The organism is uncultured Gilliamella sp. (genome assembly GCA_945271295.1).
Lineage (GTDB): Bacteria > Pseudomonadota > Gammaproteobacteria > Enterobacterales > Orbaceae > Gilliamella.
On sequence record CALYPG010000010.1, the window covers coordinates 29870 to 46730 of the forward strand.

The window sequence follows — 16861 nt, forward strand, 5'->3', positions numbered from 1 at the left end:
TATTAAGCCTTTCTCGCGATAACAAGTGATACCGGTGCAACAGGAAAAGTAATATTATGCTGTTGCTCTATCTGCACAAATCCTATTTCCGCAAATAATTGAGCTAATTTACCAGCAGCTAATAAAGGGCGCCCTTGTATTTGCATCGAAAGGTAATAAGGTAAAACTCGTTTGGCTACGTTACGATCTGTTGTGATTTCTGCATGAGCACTAATCAGCACCCCACCAGAATTTAAAGCATTATAAATTTTTACTAAAACCTCACTCGTATTAGGTAAAAAATGTAGAACAGATGAACACCAAATGAGATCATAACCACCACCAATTGGGTCAGTAACAATGTTGCCACTCATTACCGATAAACGCTTGGTTAATCCAGCCTGAATTATATTTTGTTGAGCAACATCTGTGGTATTAGGAAAATCAAAAATGACGCCACTTAGCGCAGGCATTGCTTTAATCAATTCGATAGCAATAAACCCCGGACCACCACCAAGATCGAGGAGTTTTTGGCATTTAGCTGCGTCGGGCAAAGATTTAATAATGCCTAACGCTGTATGTTTAGTAATGGCTTGTTGCTCTTGAGCAATCTGCTTGTTGGCGGCTTTTGCCCAGTTTTGTTCAATGACGTTTTGTTCCGTTAAGGTCGGTGAAAAATCAGCCTGAATTTGAGCTAGTAATTGCTGTCCTCGGTGAGTTAACGTTTTGCGACGAAAAAGCCATGCATCACCTATGTAATCTACAGATTGGCTACAAAAATAACGTTGTGCTATAGGACTATTTTGATAGTTTGTATTAGCTTCTTGTTGACGATCTAATAGTCCCATAGACCATAATATGTCTAAGTAATAACCGACATTTTTAACATTTAAGTGTAATTGTTTGGCCAAGTCAGCTGAACAGTATGGTGAACTAAGAAAATCAAACCAATGTTGTTCAATGGCAATGGTTAATACATCGGCGTTAATATTTGCTAAAGCAAGATCCCAATAAGGTTGTAAAACATGTTTAGAATTCATATGTTACCCTCATACCGATTTCTCGTGGTGGACTATAAACTGTGACAGTACCATTCATAAAACCAACCGCATTGTATTCTTTATCAAATAAATTATCGGCGTAAGTTGTAACAGTTAATTGATTATTAACACAATAGCCTAAAGAAAGATTAACGAGTTGATAAGCACTTCGTTTATAACGATTAGCGGAATCTAAATAGCTTTTGCCTACGCCTTCTAAGGAAACATCCCCAAACCAGTGGTCGGCATCATAACGTAGCCCTAAATGCCAAGTAAGATTGGGGGAATATGGATTTTCATTGTCGTCATAATTGTTTTTTCCATCTCGATAGCGATTAAATTTAGTTTGGTTAATACCAAGCGAAGAGTCTACTATCCAGTTTGCATTGATCCAGTAATTGAGCGTGCCTTCAATACCTTTAGAATTCGCAGATGCGGCATTGGTAATACGTACTACTCCCGGAGTAATATACTGCTGTACCTGCATATCATTGATTTTCATGTAATAAGCAGCCAGCGAATAACCTAAATGCCAATCGTCAATAAACCCTTTAATACCCGTTTCATAAGCGTGAACCTTTTCTGGTAAATAAGCAGGATAATTCTCTTGTGGCGAAAATACATTAAAACCTCCGGTACGAAATCCTTGAGAGTAAGATAGATAAATTTGCGTATCGGTATTTAATTGATACTGTAATGCTGCTTTAGGCGAAAACTCATGCCAAGTTTGGGATTCATTACTCGCATCTTTAGGGGAGATTTTGATATTATCTTTTTCAGCTCGACCACCTAATGTAAGTGTCCAGTATTGATTTAGTGGTTGCATCCATTGACCAAATACTGACATAGAATAACCTTCTTGATCAGGTTTAACCGTTTGTTTGAGTAATGGTGTCTTACGTGTAAAAGATAAATGATGGTTATCTTTATCAAAATAGAGACCGGCTAACCATTGGCTATCATCTAGTTTTCCTGATAAACGAAATTCTTGAGACGTAGTATTGAGAAGATAATCGCGCTGAGTATAAAAACGTTCAATAGGTAAAAAATCGGTATCTTGTTTCAATTTATCTTGATAACGATTATGGGCAGTTATGGAACGAAGTGTTATGCCCGAATCAAATTGATGTGAAATATCAAGCGAAACCGACTCGCCTTGTGAATGGTTCCAACTAGGGGTTCCAGAATAAACAGCCCTTTTGGGGCCACTAACGCGGCCCCATAACGCCGCGCCGTCACGATAAGTTAAATGACTATAACGTAAAATGATATCGTCTGCGGTTGTAGGAGTCCAACGTAAGGATGTTTGACCATAATAGTTTTTGCGATCATCAGCTTTATCACCAGTATAGCGATTGTTAATAAATCCATCTTGTTGGTAAAATTGCCCTTGAACACTCGCATATAGCGTATCGTCAATTAACGGGGAACTAGTATCTAAACGAGTTAAATATTTATTGCGCTGACCCACCTCTAAATCAAGGCGAGCATAAGGTGAATTATCGGGCAAGCGCGTATAAATATTAACGACTCCTGCCTCGGCATTTTTACCATATATTGCTGATTGTGGGCCTCGTAACACTTCTACGCGGTCAACACCAATAAGATTATGTTCAAACCCTTGATTAACTAAAGTGGGAACTCCATCAACGGTCATTAGGACGGATGATGAAAATGCGGTTGCATAAGAGGTTAACCCACGCATAACAGGTGGATTAAAACCTGATTGACCAGTACTTTGAAAACTAAAATTTGGGGTTTGTCGCGCTAGCTTAGTTAAGTCTTCAATTCGTCGTTGCTGTAACTCTTCCGAAGTTAATACCGACAGACCGATAGGAATGTCTTGAGGGGATTGCTCTGTTTTATCGGCTGTAACCACAAGGGTTTGCATCTCGCCATAACTAAAAGAGATAAAACATATGCAACAACTAAAACTAATCGTTTTGTAAATGGATTTAATATTTATCATCGTAACAATTCCTACCTCCAGAAATAATGCTAATTACACATTAAGTAACCAATAAAAATTCATCGCTGTTAAAATACTTTTAATTATATTTGTAAATAATTATCATTATTGTTTAAAGATGTATGAAAAAAGCAGTAATATGTCTGAATTTATTAGAATGGGTAATAGCCAATAACGAGTAAAACGTCATGACAATGATAAATATCGCTAACAATGTCACGCATAATCTAAATAATGCAATAAACCCTTATCAGATTAAGCAATTTACTATTGAACCCGAGTTCAACCTTATTTACCTGAACTATCAACCTACAGATGATCAGATTGTGCGATCACATCATCCTTACAAAAAGTCGATGTTAGCCATTACAATAGGACTAAAAGGACAATCTTATTTTCGTACCGATAAGCATCCGGAAGTGTGTTTTAAGGCCAAACAGACAACAGTAACCACTTTTTCATCTATTCGAGGTGAGCGTTGCTATAAAAAAAATAATGTGACTGAGCAGCTACGGTTAATTGTTGGTGAATCAGTTCTACAGCGTTATCTTGGGGAACAAAGAACAGCCCAGTTATTTGGTGGTAGTTATTTAAAAAATCTTGCTTATCAAGCAACATCAGAGATGAATTTGTATCAAGCTAATGCCTTAGTTTATCAACTTTATCAAGCGCAAACAGATCCATTAAAATTGCATATGCATAGTTTGCACTTATTGGCTGATCATCTTGATTGGCTTTTACCTAAAACGGCTACTTTAAATGATAAATTGACTTCCCATGAGGTAAACAAACTTGAACAAGTACGGACAATTTTATTAACACAATATCAGCAACCGCTGACCGAAAACTATTTATGTCTAAAAGTAGGTTTAAATAGGACCAAACTAAAAAGTGGGTTTTCCAAGCTTTACAACATCACGCCATCGCAAATGTTATTAGCTATTCGTATGTATAAGGCACATCTATTATTAGAATCAGGTATGCAAGTCACTAAAACGGCATGGTTAGTGGGTTATCCTTATGCCAATAATTTTAGTGTAGCTTTTACACGCTATTTTGGCTATCCACCTAAATCAGTATTTAGGTAAATATAATAACAGTAATCGCTATAAGATATATTTTTGATATATTTTAAAAAATATTTCAATTTTATTTAAAACCGGTATTGCTTTATTATTTAATTACTATAATATAGCGACCTCTTTGACGCGGGGTGGAGCAGTTTGGTAGCTCGTCGGGCTCATAACCCGAAGGTCGTTGGTTCAAATCCAGCCCCCGCAACCAATTCAAACCGAATATTTATCCTATCTTAATTTGCCAAATCATTTATTGTACTTTGGGTATTTCCAATAATGTCGATACTGCCTCATTAATGCGTCTGGCAATATAGCTGTTATTCATTGTGTATAAATGAATACCATCCACATTTTGAGATATTAAATCAACAATCTGATCAATCGCATAGGCGATGCCAGCATCACGAAAAGCATCTGGATGGTGTTGGTATTTTTCCATTATTTGTTTGAATTTTTTAGGTAAATTCACACCACACATTGAAACCATACGCTCTATTTGATTTTTATTGGTAACTGGCATAATTCCCGCTTCAATCGGTACATTAATACCCATGTCATGAGCTTTGTCTAAAAAAGCAAAAAAGTAGTCATTATCAAAAAATAGTTGCGAAATTAATTGATCAGTTCCGGCATTGACTTTTTCTTTCAAATGAATCAAATCTTGCTTGAGTGTTGGCGCTTCAAGATGGCCTTCCGGATAACAAGCACCAATAATGTTAAAATCACCATTTTCTTTAATAAAAGACACCAGCTCACTGGCAAAACGAAAATCATTTTTTGGTTTCACGTTTGGATTTATATCACCACGTAAAGCAAGTACATTATCAATACCTGCGCATTTAAGATCGTGAAGAATCTTCTTCATCTCAATTTTATCAAAATTGATACCCGGTAAATGGGCCACACTTTCGATACCATAGGTATGCTTAACGGCGTGAGCAATATCGATAGTAGTTTGACCATTTAAGCTACCACCTGCACCATAGGTTACACTAATAAAATCAGGTTTAAAGTAACCAAGTTCACGTAAGGTGCTATATATGGTTTCTAACGGTGATGTCTTTTTAGGAGGAAAAACCTCAAAAGAAAATACCGTTTTTTTATTAAATAATTGACTAGTTTTCATCTCTATCATCCATTAGTTTTGTCATGATTTTCCTTATTGACGTTTCCGCCGCCTATTTAGGCGGCGGAAATAAGGTAAAACAAAATTAATTTACTTTATAAAAAACGGCATTAATTAAGTGTTTTTCTCACTTCTAAGGTTGCTTGTACCAAGTGTTGTAAGCTTTCGACCACCTCTTTCTCACCACGGGTTTTTAAACCACAATCTGGATTAATCCATAATTTTTGTTTTTCAATTTTGGCAAGTAATTCCTCAATTGTTGTTTTAATTTCAGCAACTGGTGGTACGCGTGGTGAGTGAATATCGTAAACACCCGGACCAACTTCAGTTTTAAAATTATTAGCTTTAAGTACATCGATTAATTGCAAGTTAGAACGTGATGCTTCAAACGAGATAACATCAGCATCCATTGCATCAATATCTTTAATAATGTCAGCAAATTCGCTATAACACATATGGGTGTGGATTTGGGTATCAGCTTGCACTTTACTGTGCACTAATCTAAATGCCGGAATTGCCCAATCGAGGTATTCACTATTCCAATCAGCTTTACGCAGTGGTAATTTTTCTTTGAGTGCCGCTTCATCAATTTGGATGATCTTAATGCCAGCAGCTTCCAGATCTAATACTTCGTCACCAATGGCTAATGCAATTTGGAATACTGATTCTTTTTGTGAAATATCTTCACGTGGGAACGACCAGTTAAGAATCGTTACCGGCCCTGTTAACATACCTTTAACTGGTTTATCAGTTAGGCTTTGCGCATATTGTGAATAGGCAACAGTAATCGGTTTTGAGCGTGAAATATCACCCCAAACAATAGGTGGCTTAACGCAACGAGTACCATAAGATTGTACCCATGCTTTTTCCGTGAACACAAAACCATTTAGGCTTTCACCAAAATATTCCACCATATCATTACGTTCAAATTCGCCATGAACCAAGACATCAATACCGATTTGTTCTTGCAATTTAATACACTGGGCAATTTTCTGTTTGTTAAATTCAGTGTATTCATTCAAGCAAATTTCACCTTTTTTGAATTTAGCACGATTTAAACGAACATCCGGTGTTTGTGGGAATGAACCGATAGTAGTAGTTGGTAATAATGGTAAATTAAACGCTTGTTTTTGCGTCGCTTCACGTACAGAAAACTCTGGTAGGCGGGTAAAATCAGACGCTTTTAAAGCCGCGACTTTTTGACGAACGCTTTGATTGGCACCTTCACGTTCACGGGTAAATAGCGTTTGATTTGCTTTATAAGCTGCATTGTTATCTGGATTGGAGTCATTAAATAACTGACCAAGTTCAGCCAGTTCTTGCAGTTTTTCTTGCGCAAAGGCAAAGTATGCACGTTGCTGAATAGTTAGTTTGGTCTCATTTTGTAAAGTGTATGGTACATGTAATAATGAACAAGACGTATTAATAACAATTTTTTCAGCGTTTTGCTTAATTTGATTTAATAACGCTAAAGTTTTTTGGTAATTGTTTTTCCAAATATTTTTGCCATTTACTACACCAGCAAATAACACTTTATTCGCGGGGAAACCATTATTTTTAAGTAAATTTAATGACTGTTTACCTTCAACAAAGTCAAGCCCAACACCATCAAATGGCAATGCTACTAACTCTTTGTAGCAGTCGCGCACATCACCAAAATAGGTTTGTAACACCACTTTAGTACTACCTTTAACAGCTAAAATAGCTTGATACAGTTCAGTAAATAGCGCGATATCATCTTTATTGAGATCAGTGACTAAAATTGGTTCATCAATCTGAATCCACTCAGCACCAAGCGCGGTAAATTTTTGAATAATATCTTGGTAGGACTTAATAATATCCGCTTTAAAATCAGTAAGCTGTTTGTTACCTAAATATTGGGCTAATTTGAAAAAGGTTAAAGCACCGATAACTACCGGTTTGGTTTGTATACCCAATGCTTTTGCTTCTTGATATTCATCAAAGGGTTTAGTGCCAGCAAGCTTAATTTGCACAGAATCTTCAATTTCAGGCACTAAATAGTGATAATTGGTATTGAACCATTTTTTCATCGCTAGTGCCCGCACATCGCCTTTATCACCTTGATAACCACGCGCCATAGCAAAATAACGATCAAGCTCTGGTAAACCTAAATCTTGATAACGTTTAGGAATAACATTGAGTAAACAAGCAGTATCTAATACTGCATCATAAAATGAAAAGTCATTAGATGAAATAAATGCGATTTTTTGTGCAGCTTGTTGTTGTAAATGCTCGACACGCAAAGCCTTAGCTTCGGCTAATAATTCAGCTTGGGTTTTATTGCCTTTAAAATAAGCTTCGGTAGCAAATTTAAGTTCACGCAGTTTACCAACTCGCGGATATCCAATAACAGCAGTATTCATTTTTCATTTCCTTTTATCACTTTTCTTTAGTGATAAAGAAGATAACAAAAAAAAATGCTATTGAATAATTCTAGTTTTTTATGGATTGTTATAGTTTATATCTATATCAAATGAGTATAACTTTCTTTATTAAAAAGCTAACTATATAAAAATATATCTTAACTAATTAATATTATTTATTTTTTATTTATTAACGCGTGAATAGTATAAATAGTTTAATTATTTTATTGATAATAATTCTCATTATCATTAAAATAATGGTAATTACATTTCACAAAGAGATTTTAGTTATGTTAAAGACATCGACAATTAGCCTTGAAGAAATAAATAATACCGTGCATATTCCCGATCATCAGTCTGGTTTTTTTCGAAAACTATGGGCGTTTTCAGGACCGGGAGCATTAGTTGCTGTAGGTTATATGGATCCAGGTAATTGGATCACTTCTATACAAGGCGGCGCACTTTATAGTTATTTACTGTTATCAGTTATATTAATATCAAGTTTAATCGCCATGCTACTTCAAGCTATGTGTGTAAAAATAGGTGTAGTCACTGGTATGGATTTAGCCCAAGCAACTAAGTCCATGGTGGGGCGAAAGGTATCTTTTTGTTTGTGGATATCAACCGAACTCGCAATTATTGCTACCGAAATAGCCGAAGTTATTGGTAGTGCAGTAGCACTAAACTTGTTATTTGATATTCCATTACTCATAGGTGTGCTATTAACGGTATTTGATGTAATTATTCTTTTATTACTCATGCGTTTTGGATTTAGAAAAATAGAAGCAATTGTATTTTGTTTAATTGCAACTATTTTTATTATATTCACCTATGAGGTTTTAAGAGCATCGCCTGAACTAAGTGAAGTAATTAATGGCTTTATTCCAAGAACAGATATTTTTACTGCATCAATTAAAGGTCACGATTCGGCATTGGTGATAGCGCTTGGTATTGTTGGTGCAACAGTTATGCCACATAACCTATACCTGCACTCATCTATTGTGCAAACCCGAAAATATGATAGGAAGAAAACCGCAAGTCTAAAAGATGCAATTAAATATGCAACGATTGACTCTAATCTACAATTATCATTTTCATTTATTATTAATTGTTTATTACTGATTCTTGGCGCAGCGCTATTTTTTGGTAATGACCCTGATGATCTTGGTCGCTTCACGCAACTTTATGATGCTTTAAAAAATCCACAAATGGTTGGTCCGGTAGCGAGTTCAATCATGGCTACCTTGTTTGCAGTGGCTTTGCTAGCATCAGGCCAGAACGCCACTATCACAGGTACTTTGACTGGGCAAATAGTGATGGAAGGATTTATAAACTTCTCCATTCCACTTTGGGCAAGAAGACTTATAAGTCGGGGATTAGCAGTAACGCCAGTTATTTTATGTATCTGGATATGGGGCGACAGGGAAAGTATCGTAGAAAATTTATTAATATACACTCAAGTATTTTTAAGTATAGCCTTACCTATATCAATGGTTCCTTTAATACTAGTAACCTCTAACAAAAAATTGATGGGTGAATTTGTTAACTGCAAGCTAACTATTATTTTAGGCTGGTTAGCCACAGTTTCTTTGGTAATTTTAAATTTACAACTAATTTATGAAGTAATTAGTTCATTATTTTAAGCATACCTAATCCTAAATATTTTTGTCTGATTAAAAATATTATTCGGTTATAAAAGTACATGGATAGTTAGTCTATCCATGTACTTTTTTAGTTTATGCTATCTGTAACGCAAAAACTATTGATTAACACCCATGTACAAATTTATTACGGTTAACTTAACAGACTGATTTACGATAAGTTATCAAACATGAGCATTAATTTTATCCCAAGCTTATCCACATGATGATAACAAGAATTGAACAAAATTAAGATTGCAATTTTAGTTATTTAAATGTTCAATTAAGTATCTTTAATTAAATTAAAAAACTGTATTTATTTACAGTATTTTTATTGATATACTAGCTTTAAATTTAACTGGTCTAATACATTGATTTATTATGATAACCCAATTAACTATCAATAATTTTGCTATCGTTGATCAGCTATTAGTTGATTTTACAATAGGTATGACGGCCATTACTGGCGAAACTGGCGCTGGTAAATCTATTGCTATTGATGCACTAGGGCTTTGTTTAGGGAATCGTTCTGATGCTTCTTCTATTCGGCCAGGTGCAGATCGGGTTGATATTTCTGCCTGTTTTCTTCTTGATGATACACCGACCGCATTGTCTTGGCTTAAAGAAAACCAACTTGATGAAGGTAATGAGTGTATTTTACGTCGAGTTATTAATCAAGATGGCCGTTCTAAAGCATTTATTAATGGTCGAGCGGTACCTGTTTCACAATTAAAAGACCTAGGGCAGATGCTGATTCAAATTCATGGGCAACATGAACATCAACGACTTTTACGTAGTGAATACCAACAGCTTCTTCTTAATCATTATATGAATGAACCTGAGCTACTTTCGCAAATGCATCAAGCTTATAAGCAATGGAAAAATGCTTGCCATGCTTATCAACAATATGAAACCTCAAAGCAAGAGCGCGATGCACATATGCAACTTTTGCAGTATCAATTAAAAGAGTTAAATGAATTTTCACCTATCGAGGGGGAATATCAACAAATCGATGAAGAATATAAACGATTATCTAATAGCGAACAGTTAATTAACCTTAGTCAGCAATCTGTGATGCTATTAGAAGAAGCTGATGAATATAATATTAATAACTTACTTAATAGTGTTAAACATAGTGTTCACGAACTGTCAGAACTCGATCCTACCTTAAATAACATTTATAACATGCTAGAAGAAGCTTCCATCCAGATTAAGGAAGCAAGTTATGAATTGCGTCATTATAGTGAAAATTTAGAAATAGATCCGGCGCGTGTAATGCAACTTGAACAACGATTATCTAAACAGATTGCACTTGCTCGTAAACATCATGTTTCACCCGAAGCACTACCAGAATTACATCAAAATCTTTTAACCGAGTTTAAACAATTTAATCAACAAGACGAGCAAAGTGAGCAACTTAAAGCAAATATTAGCAAATATCATCAATTAGCATTAGAAATAGCAAATAAATTGCATCAAAAGCACGTGACAGTCAGTAAAACCTTAGCCAAAAAAGTAACCGCTATTATGCAAGAATTATCAATGCCAAATGGGCTATTTAACATTGAGATAATTTTTGATGAAAATCGTTTAAATGAAGATGGTGCTGACCAAATAACATTTTTAGTTAGTACCAATGCTGGGCAAAATACACAACCACTTGCTAAAGTGGCATCGGGTGGTGAATTGTCACGAATAGCATTGGCTATTCAAGTGTTAACAGCACAAAAAATGGATACACCGGCATTGATTTTCGATGAAATTGATGTCGGTATTAGTGGTCCAACTGCGGCCAAAGTTGGGCAATTATTAAGGCAGCTTGGTCAATCAACCCAAGTCATTACTGTCACGCATTTACCACAAGTGGCAGGACATGCGAATCAACACTATTTTGTCAGTAAACAAACCAACAAAAAACAAACTTCTACTGATATGCAAAAATTAGACAATAATGGGCGATTGAACGAGCTCGCCCGGTTGTTAGGCGGTGATAAAATTACAGAAGCAACATTAGCTAATGCTAAAGAGTTACTTATTATCTAACTCAATTGTGGTAATATAGCGCTTTCTGTTGGCATGAAGGAAGCTTGATTATGAATCTATCTGGTAAACGTATTTTATTAGGGATCAGTGGTGGTATTGCTGCTTACAAGTGCCCAGATCTGGTGCGTCAATTAAAAAAAGCTGGTGCACAAGTCCATGTAGTACTCACCGATTCAGCTAAGCACTTTGTTACACCTTTGACACTACAAGCTGTTTCTGGTAACCGGGTTGCCAACGATTTATTTGATCCATCAGCCGAACTTTCAATGAGTCATATTGAACTGGCTAAATGGGCTGATCTGGTGTTAATTGCGCCTGCAACTGCTAATATTATTGCTAAAATCGCCAATGGTATTGCTGATGATTTGTTATCTACAATTTGTTTAGCAACCTCTGCTCAAATTGCAATAACACCCGCGATGAATCAACAAATGTATAAAGCAGCAGCGACACAACATAATTTGTCTGTCCTTGATTCCAGAAAAATTTTGATTTGGGGGCCACAGGACGGTTATCAAGCATGTGGAGACATTGGTCCTGGTCGTATGCTTGAACCTAATGCTATTGTTGAACATATCAATTATTATTTTTCATCTGCTACTAAACTAACCGGAATGTCTATCACTATCACTGCCGGGCCAACTATTGAAGAGATTGATCCGGTTCGTTATATTAGTAATTATAGTTCAGGGAAAATGGGCTTTGCTATTGCCAAAGCTGCTGCCGAAATGGGGGCGACAGTCACATTAATTAGTGGTCCAGTACATTTAGACACCCCAAATAATGTAACGCGTATTGATGTAAAAAGCGCTGAAGAAATGTACAAAATAGCATTAAATCAAGCCAAGACATCAACTATTTTTATTTCATGTGCAGCGGTTGCCGACTATCGAGCAGCAACAATCGCTTCTCAAAAAATAAAAAAAACTAATGATAATAATGAGCTGGTTATCAAATTAGTTAAAAATCCGGATATCGTTGCTTCTGTAGCTGCATTAAACAAACAACGCCCATTTGTGGTAGGATTTGCAGCAGAAACCAATGATGTTAAAACCTATGCACTTAAAAAATTAAGTGCTAAAAATTTAGATTTAATTTGTGCTAATGATGTTTCTAATAAAAAAATTGGCTTTAATTCTGATCAAAATGCATTAACGGTTTATTGGCAAAACGGCGAACAAACGTTACCATTAGATAATAAAAATATATTAGCACAGCAGTTACTTGAAATAGTTATAACACAATATAAAGCGAGTTGTAATGAAAAGAAAAATTGATATTAAACTATTAGATAAACGCTTAGGCAATGAGTTTCCACTTCCTACTTATGCAACAGAAGGATCAGCTGGTATTGATTTACGTGCTATGTTTGAAAAAACAACGGAAATTAAACCTGGTGAAACCATTTTAACCCCAACTGGTTTATCGATGCACATAGCAGATCCTAACTTAGCTGCATTAGTTTTACCCCGTTCAGGACTTGGTTCTAAAAATGGTATCGTACTTGGTAATTTAGTTGGATTAATTGATTCTGATTATCAAGGTCAATTGTTTGTACCACTTTGGAATCGTAGTCAAACACCTTTTACTATAGAAATAGGTGATCGAATTGCTCAGCTAATTATTGTACCAGTAGTGCAAGCGGAATTTAATATTGTTGATGAATTCACCGAATCGCAACGTGGAGAAGGTGGTTTTGGGCATTCGGGTAAAAAATAATCGTGAACACCAAAAATAGAAATCGCAAAGAGGATATTTTACAAGCATTGGCAACCATGCTTGAATCCAATGAAGGTACACAACGTATTACTACGGCGAAATTAGCTGCTACAGTTGGCGTTTCTGAAGCAGCACTTTATCGACATTTTCCAAGTAAAACCAAAATGTTTGAAAGTTTAATTGTCTATATTGAAGATATCTTGCTATCACGAATAAATGTGATTTTGCAAGATGAACCCAAAACCTTTACTCGCCTGCAACTTATTTTAGCATTGATACTAGGTTTTTCTGAAAAAAACCCAGGGCTTACTAGAATTATGACTGGGCATGCATTAATGTTTGAGCAAGAACAGTTACAAGAACGTATCAGTCAACTATTCGAACGTATTGAAACACAAATTAGGCAAGTTTTGCGTGAGCGAAAAATTCGTGAAGGGGTTGCTTTTATTACTGATGAACGCATTTTATCTAGCCAACTATTAGCTTTTTGTGAAGGAATGATGGTTCGTTATTCTCGTTCCGGTTTTAAATACCTACCAACAACTAATTTTGATACACGCTGGACTTTATTGGCCAAACAGTTAGTTTAAGTAAATTAAACATAGTCATATTGCGACCTAAATTTTCTGTTACCAATTACAGAGGATAATAAAATGAATTTTAAAGATGTTTTTGATCACTTACTTTCATTTATTGATAAATACGATGGCGTTGTGCTTAGTTATATTGCTCACTTTTGTTTTGCTATTATTATTTTTTTTCTTGGTAGAACAATAGCCAGATTTATTAGTAAACAGCTCAAACGGGTATTAACCATCCGTAATGTCGATCCCACAGTGGTTAAGTTTGTTAGTACTTTGGCTTATTACGCCATTATTATTATCACTTTAGTTGCTGTTCTTGGCCAATTAGGTGTCCAAACGGCTTCAATTGTTGCTGTAATTGGTGCTGCGGGTTTAGCTATTGGTTTAGCATTACAAGGCTCACTCTCTAATTTTGCCGCAGGTGTAATTTTAATTATCTTTCGTCCTTTTAGAGTGGGTGAGACCGTTATCATCAATAATCAAAAAGGTATAATTGATTCTATCCAAATTTTTTCAACCACCATTATCACACCAACCAATGAAATGGTAGTTATTCCAAATGGACAAGTTGTTAGTGCTAATATTATTAACTTTAGCCGTTTACCCGAAAGACGTTTAGATCTGGTTGTCAATGTTGGATATGATGCAAATATTCAACAAGTTTATCAAGTTTTAAGGCTAGCGGTGAGTCAAACTAATAATATTTTAACTCGCAAAGAACCGACTATCCGTTTAGATGTGTTAGATGCTTCATCCATGAATTTTAGTGTATTAGTTTGGACTTTAAATGAAAATTATGGTGCAGTTAAAAGTGAATTACTTGAGAATATAAAAAATCGACTAACTGAAAATAATATCAATATTCCATACCCTACCATGGATGTGAATGTCAACACTAACCAATAACAATTTAGCTTAATTACACCGTCGACAATTGATCGACGGCAACGCTTTAAAAAAGAACTATCTTAAATATCTTGATCCATATTTAGAGCTGGTTTTTCACAGTCTGGGCTACCAACTATTTTAGCAGGTACACCTGCAACCGTCGTATGCTGTGGCACAGATTCTAACACTACAGAGCCGGCACCAATTTTAGCACCTTTACCTATTTCAATATTACCTAAAATAGTTGAATGCGCACCAATCATTACACCTTCACGAATTTTAGGGTGGCGATCGCCATTTTCTTTACCTGTGCCACCTAATGTCACTGATTGTAAAATGGAGACATCGTTTTCAATAACCGTTGTTTCACCAATTACAATTCCGGTAGCATGATCAAACATCACTCCAGATCCAATATTAGCTGCAGGATGAATATCAACGCCAAACACAATGGCAATCTGACTTTGAAAAAAAATAGCCAGTGATTTACGATTTTGTTGCCAAAGCCAATGCGCGATACGATAAGCTTGTAAAGACAAAAAACCTTTATAATAAAGCAATGGCGTGGAATAATAATTGGTTGCAGGATCGCGAATATACACAGCTAAAATATCAGTTATGGCTGATTGAATGATATGTTGATCTGCTTGATAAGCTTGCCATGCAATCTCACGGATCTCAATAGCTGGCATAACTTGTGTCGCAAGTTTATTAGCTAAAATATAACTTAATGCACTATCTAAATTGTCATGGTTGAGCAATGTGGCATGAAAATAACTTGCTAACATAGGTTCACTTTCAATTAATTGCAACGCTTCATGGCGAATGGTTTGCCATAACATATCAGATTTAACAACTGTTTTTACTACATTCACACCAAGTTCCTATATACATTAACCAACATTGTTAACATTGTTTCGCAAACTTATTCAGGAAGCAAGTTTTGTATTAATTTATTATGGCTTAAAAAGCAAAATGGAAACATTTTGTTTCCATTTTTATTCAATATCACACGGTTTAAAATTATTGTTACTTAGCTTTTTTATCATCACTTAAAGTAAATATAGCAATCACCAAAATAAATAGCACAATACTTGCCAGTACATAAAATGTTGTTGAATAGCCTGTATTATCAAATAATTTACCCACCAACCATGACAACACAATAACACCCACATTTGACGAAATATTAAATCCGACTAAATATAATGTAGAAGATAACCTTTCATCAAAATTGCTTACAGCATATTTAAATACAGCCAAAATGAATAATGGTGTTTCAATAGCATGGAAAAGCTTAACAACCGAAATCAAATAAACATTATCCAATGTTGCTGATAACGAAATTCGGCAAATCATTACCAATGCGGCAACTAATAATGATTTTTTAGCACCAACTTTATTAATAAAGAAAGGCGCCAAAATCATACAAGTTGCTTCTAAAAAGACTTGGAACGAATTCAAATAACCATATATTCTGTAGCCATCTTCAGGTGTTATAAAAAAGCTAGTATAAAAATTTGGAAATAGTTGCTGATCATAAATAGTATAAAAACTATTAGTTCCGATTATAAAAAAGACAAATAACCAGAACTTTTTCATACTAAATAAAGAAAAGATTTCATTCATAGTTGGAATTGTAGTGATTTTCTCAACAACTACTTCACTGGTATTTTCGGTTGATGATGCTGAATAATGTTTTGGCTTAAACAAAATATTAATAGCAAAAAAGATTGCAGCGACAGCCGATGCCATCCAAAAGTTAATATGAGGATCAATACCAAATAAGATACCAGCAACAAAAGTTGCAGCGGCATAACCAAATGATCCCCAAAATCGAGCCGGACCAAATTCAAACCCAAACAATCGACTAATTCGTTCAATGAAAGAGTCAACCAATGCACATCCAGAGATAAAACCAGCACTTAAAACTGGCGCACCAATACACACACCTACAATAAAATTATTTCTCAATAACGGTTCATACACATAGATTAAAAACGGACCAATCATTATCATAATAACACTTTGAAAAGTAATCACCGCTTTACCTATTTGCAATTTATCTTGAATGACACCATAAAAGATCATGAAGAACATCGCCGCAGCAGAATTAGCTGAATAAACAATTGCCAGATCTTCACCCGATAGTCCAATTTTACTTTTTAACCAAATAGCATAAAAAGACCACCAAAGTGACCAAGCGGCATAAAAGGTAATAAGATAACCCGACGAGAACCAATAGTTTCTATTTTGTATTATATTCATGTTCATTCTCTTATTTAGTTGAAGTTTAACGTTAACATGTTAATGTTAACATTATTGTCATAATTAACTCGAAATAGAAACAATCAATTATCGTAAATGTTACTTTGCTCACACTTTTTATCATTTATATTTGTGGTATTATCAC

13 protein-coding genes and 1 tRNA gene are annotated in these 16861 nt (G+C 35.2%); 8 read left to right on the forward strand and 6 right to left on the reverse strand.

Annotation, left to right across the window (positions count from 1 at the left end):
- Window positions 1-2: 2 nt before the first annotated feature.
- Window positions 3-1019 (reverse strand): methyltransferase, encoded by a 1017-nt coding sequence (locus Q0K76_RS06835; protein WP_294613382.1) that lies wholly within the window; start codon window positions 1017-1019, stop codon window positions 3-5.
- Window positions 1009-2988 carry a TonB-dependent receptor gene (locus Q0K76_RS06840; protein WP_294613385.1) on the reverse strand — a complete coding sequence of 660 codons (1980 nt, stop codon included), beginning with the start codon at window positions 2986-2988 and terminating at the stop codon, window positions 1009-1011. The genes Q0K76_RS06835 and Q0K76_RS06840 overlap by 11 nt, the downstream gene beginning before the upstream one ends.
- Before the next feature lie 188 nt (window positions 2989-3176).
- On the opposite strand from Q0K76_RS06840, the gene Q0K76_RS06845 reads away from it, so the two are divergent.
- A complete protein-coding gene (locus Q0K76_RS06845) occupies window positions 3177-4076 on the forward strand; it encodes an AraC family transcriptional regulator (RefSeq protein WP_294613388.1) in 900 nt (299 codons plus the stop codon).
- A gap of 119 nt (window positions 4077-4195) precedes the next feature.
- A tRNA-Met gene (locus Q0K76_RS06850) sits at window positions 4196-4272 on the forward strand.
- Between the two features lie 42 nt (window positions 4273-4314).
- On the opposite strand, the gene metF is transcribed toward Q0K76_RS06850, so the two are convergent.
- On the reverse strand, window positions 4315-5190 hold the full coding sequence (metF, locus tag Q0K76_RS06855) for a methylenetetrahydrofolate reductase [NAD(P)H] (protein ID WP_294613391.1): 876 nt from the start codon (window positions 5188-5190) through the stop codon (window positions 4315-4317).
- Between the two features lie 110 nt (window positions 5191-5300).
- Window positions 5301-7574: a 5-methyltetrahydropteroyltriglutamate--homocysteine S-methyltransferase gene (metE, locus tag Q0K76_RS06860; protein ID WP_294613394.1), complete on the reverse strand. Its 2274-nt coding sequence runs from the start codon at window positions 7572-7574 to the stop codon at window positions 5301-5303.
- A gap of 290 nt (window positions 7575-7864) precedes the next feature.
- Here metE and Q0K76_RS06865 point away from each other — a divergent pair, with 290 nt between their 5' ends.
- The 6 genes from Q0K76_RS06865 to Q0K76_RS06890 all read left to right on the forward strand — a co-directional run bounded on the left by Q0K76_RS06865 (window position 7865) and on the right by Q0K76_RS06890 (window position 14466).
- Window positions 7865-9217: an Nramp family divalent metal transporter gene (locus Q0K76_RS06865; protein WP_294613397.1), complete on the forward strand. Its 1353-nt coding sequence runs from the start codon at window positions 7865-7867 to the stop codon at window positions 9215-9217.
- Window positions 9218-9595: 378 nt separating this feature from the next.
- Complete coding sequence (gene recN / locus Q0K76_RS06870; protein ID WP_294613399.1) at window positions 9596-11257, forward strand: DNA repair protein RecN; 1662 nt, start codon at window positions 9596-9598, stop codon at window positions 11255-11257.
- Window positions 11258-11307: 50 nt separating this feature from the next.
- A complete protein-coding gene (coaBC, locus tag Q0K76_RS06875) occupies window positions 11308-12534 on the forward strand; it encodes a bifunctional phosphopantothenoylcysteine decarboxylase/phosphopantothenate--cysteine ligase CoaBC (protein ID WP_294613402.1) in 1227 nt (408 codons plus the stop codon).
- On the forward strand, window positions 12518-12976 hold the full coding sequence (dut, locus tag Q0K76_RS06880; protein ID WP_294613405.1) for a dUTP diphosphatase: 459 nt from the start codon (window positions 12518-12520) through the stop codon (window positions 12974-12976). The genes coaBC and dut overlap by 17 nt, the downstream gene beginning before the upstream one ends.
- Window positions 12976-13566 carry a nucleoid occlusion factor SlmA gene (gene slmA / locus Q0K76_RS06885; RefSeq protein WP_363322423.1) on the forward strand — a complete coding sequence of 197 codons (591 nt, stop codon included), beginning with the start codon at window positions 12976-12978 and terminating at the stop codon, window positions 13564-13566. The genes dut and slmA overlap by 1 nt, the downstream gene beginning before the upstream one ends.
- 63 nt (window positions 13567-13629) lie before the next feature.
- Window positions 13630-14466 carry a mechanosensitive ion channel domain-containing protein gene (locus tag Q0K76_RS06890; protein ID WP_294613412.1) on the forward strand — a complete coding sequence of 279 codons (837 nt, stop codon included), beginning with the start codon at window positions 13630-13632 and terminating at the stop codon, window positions 14464-14466.
- 62 nt (window positions 14467-14528) lie between these two features.
- On the opposite strand, the gene cysE is transcribed toward Q0K76_RS06890, so the two are convergent.
- Window positions 14529-15290, reverse strand: coding sequence for a serine O-acetyltransferase (gene cysE, locus Q0K76_RS06895; protein ID WP_363322424.1), 762 nt, complete (start codon window positions 15288-15290; stop codon window positions 14529-14531).
- A 187-nt stretch (window positions 15291-15477) separates the two neighbouring features.
- A complete protein-coding gene (locus tag Q0K76_RS06900) occupies window positions 15478-16716 on the reverse strand; it encodes an oligosaccharide MFS transporter (RefSeq protein WP_294613418.1) in 1239 nt (412 codons plus the stop codon).
- Window positions 16717-16861 lie beyond the last annotated feature (145 nt).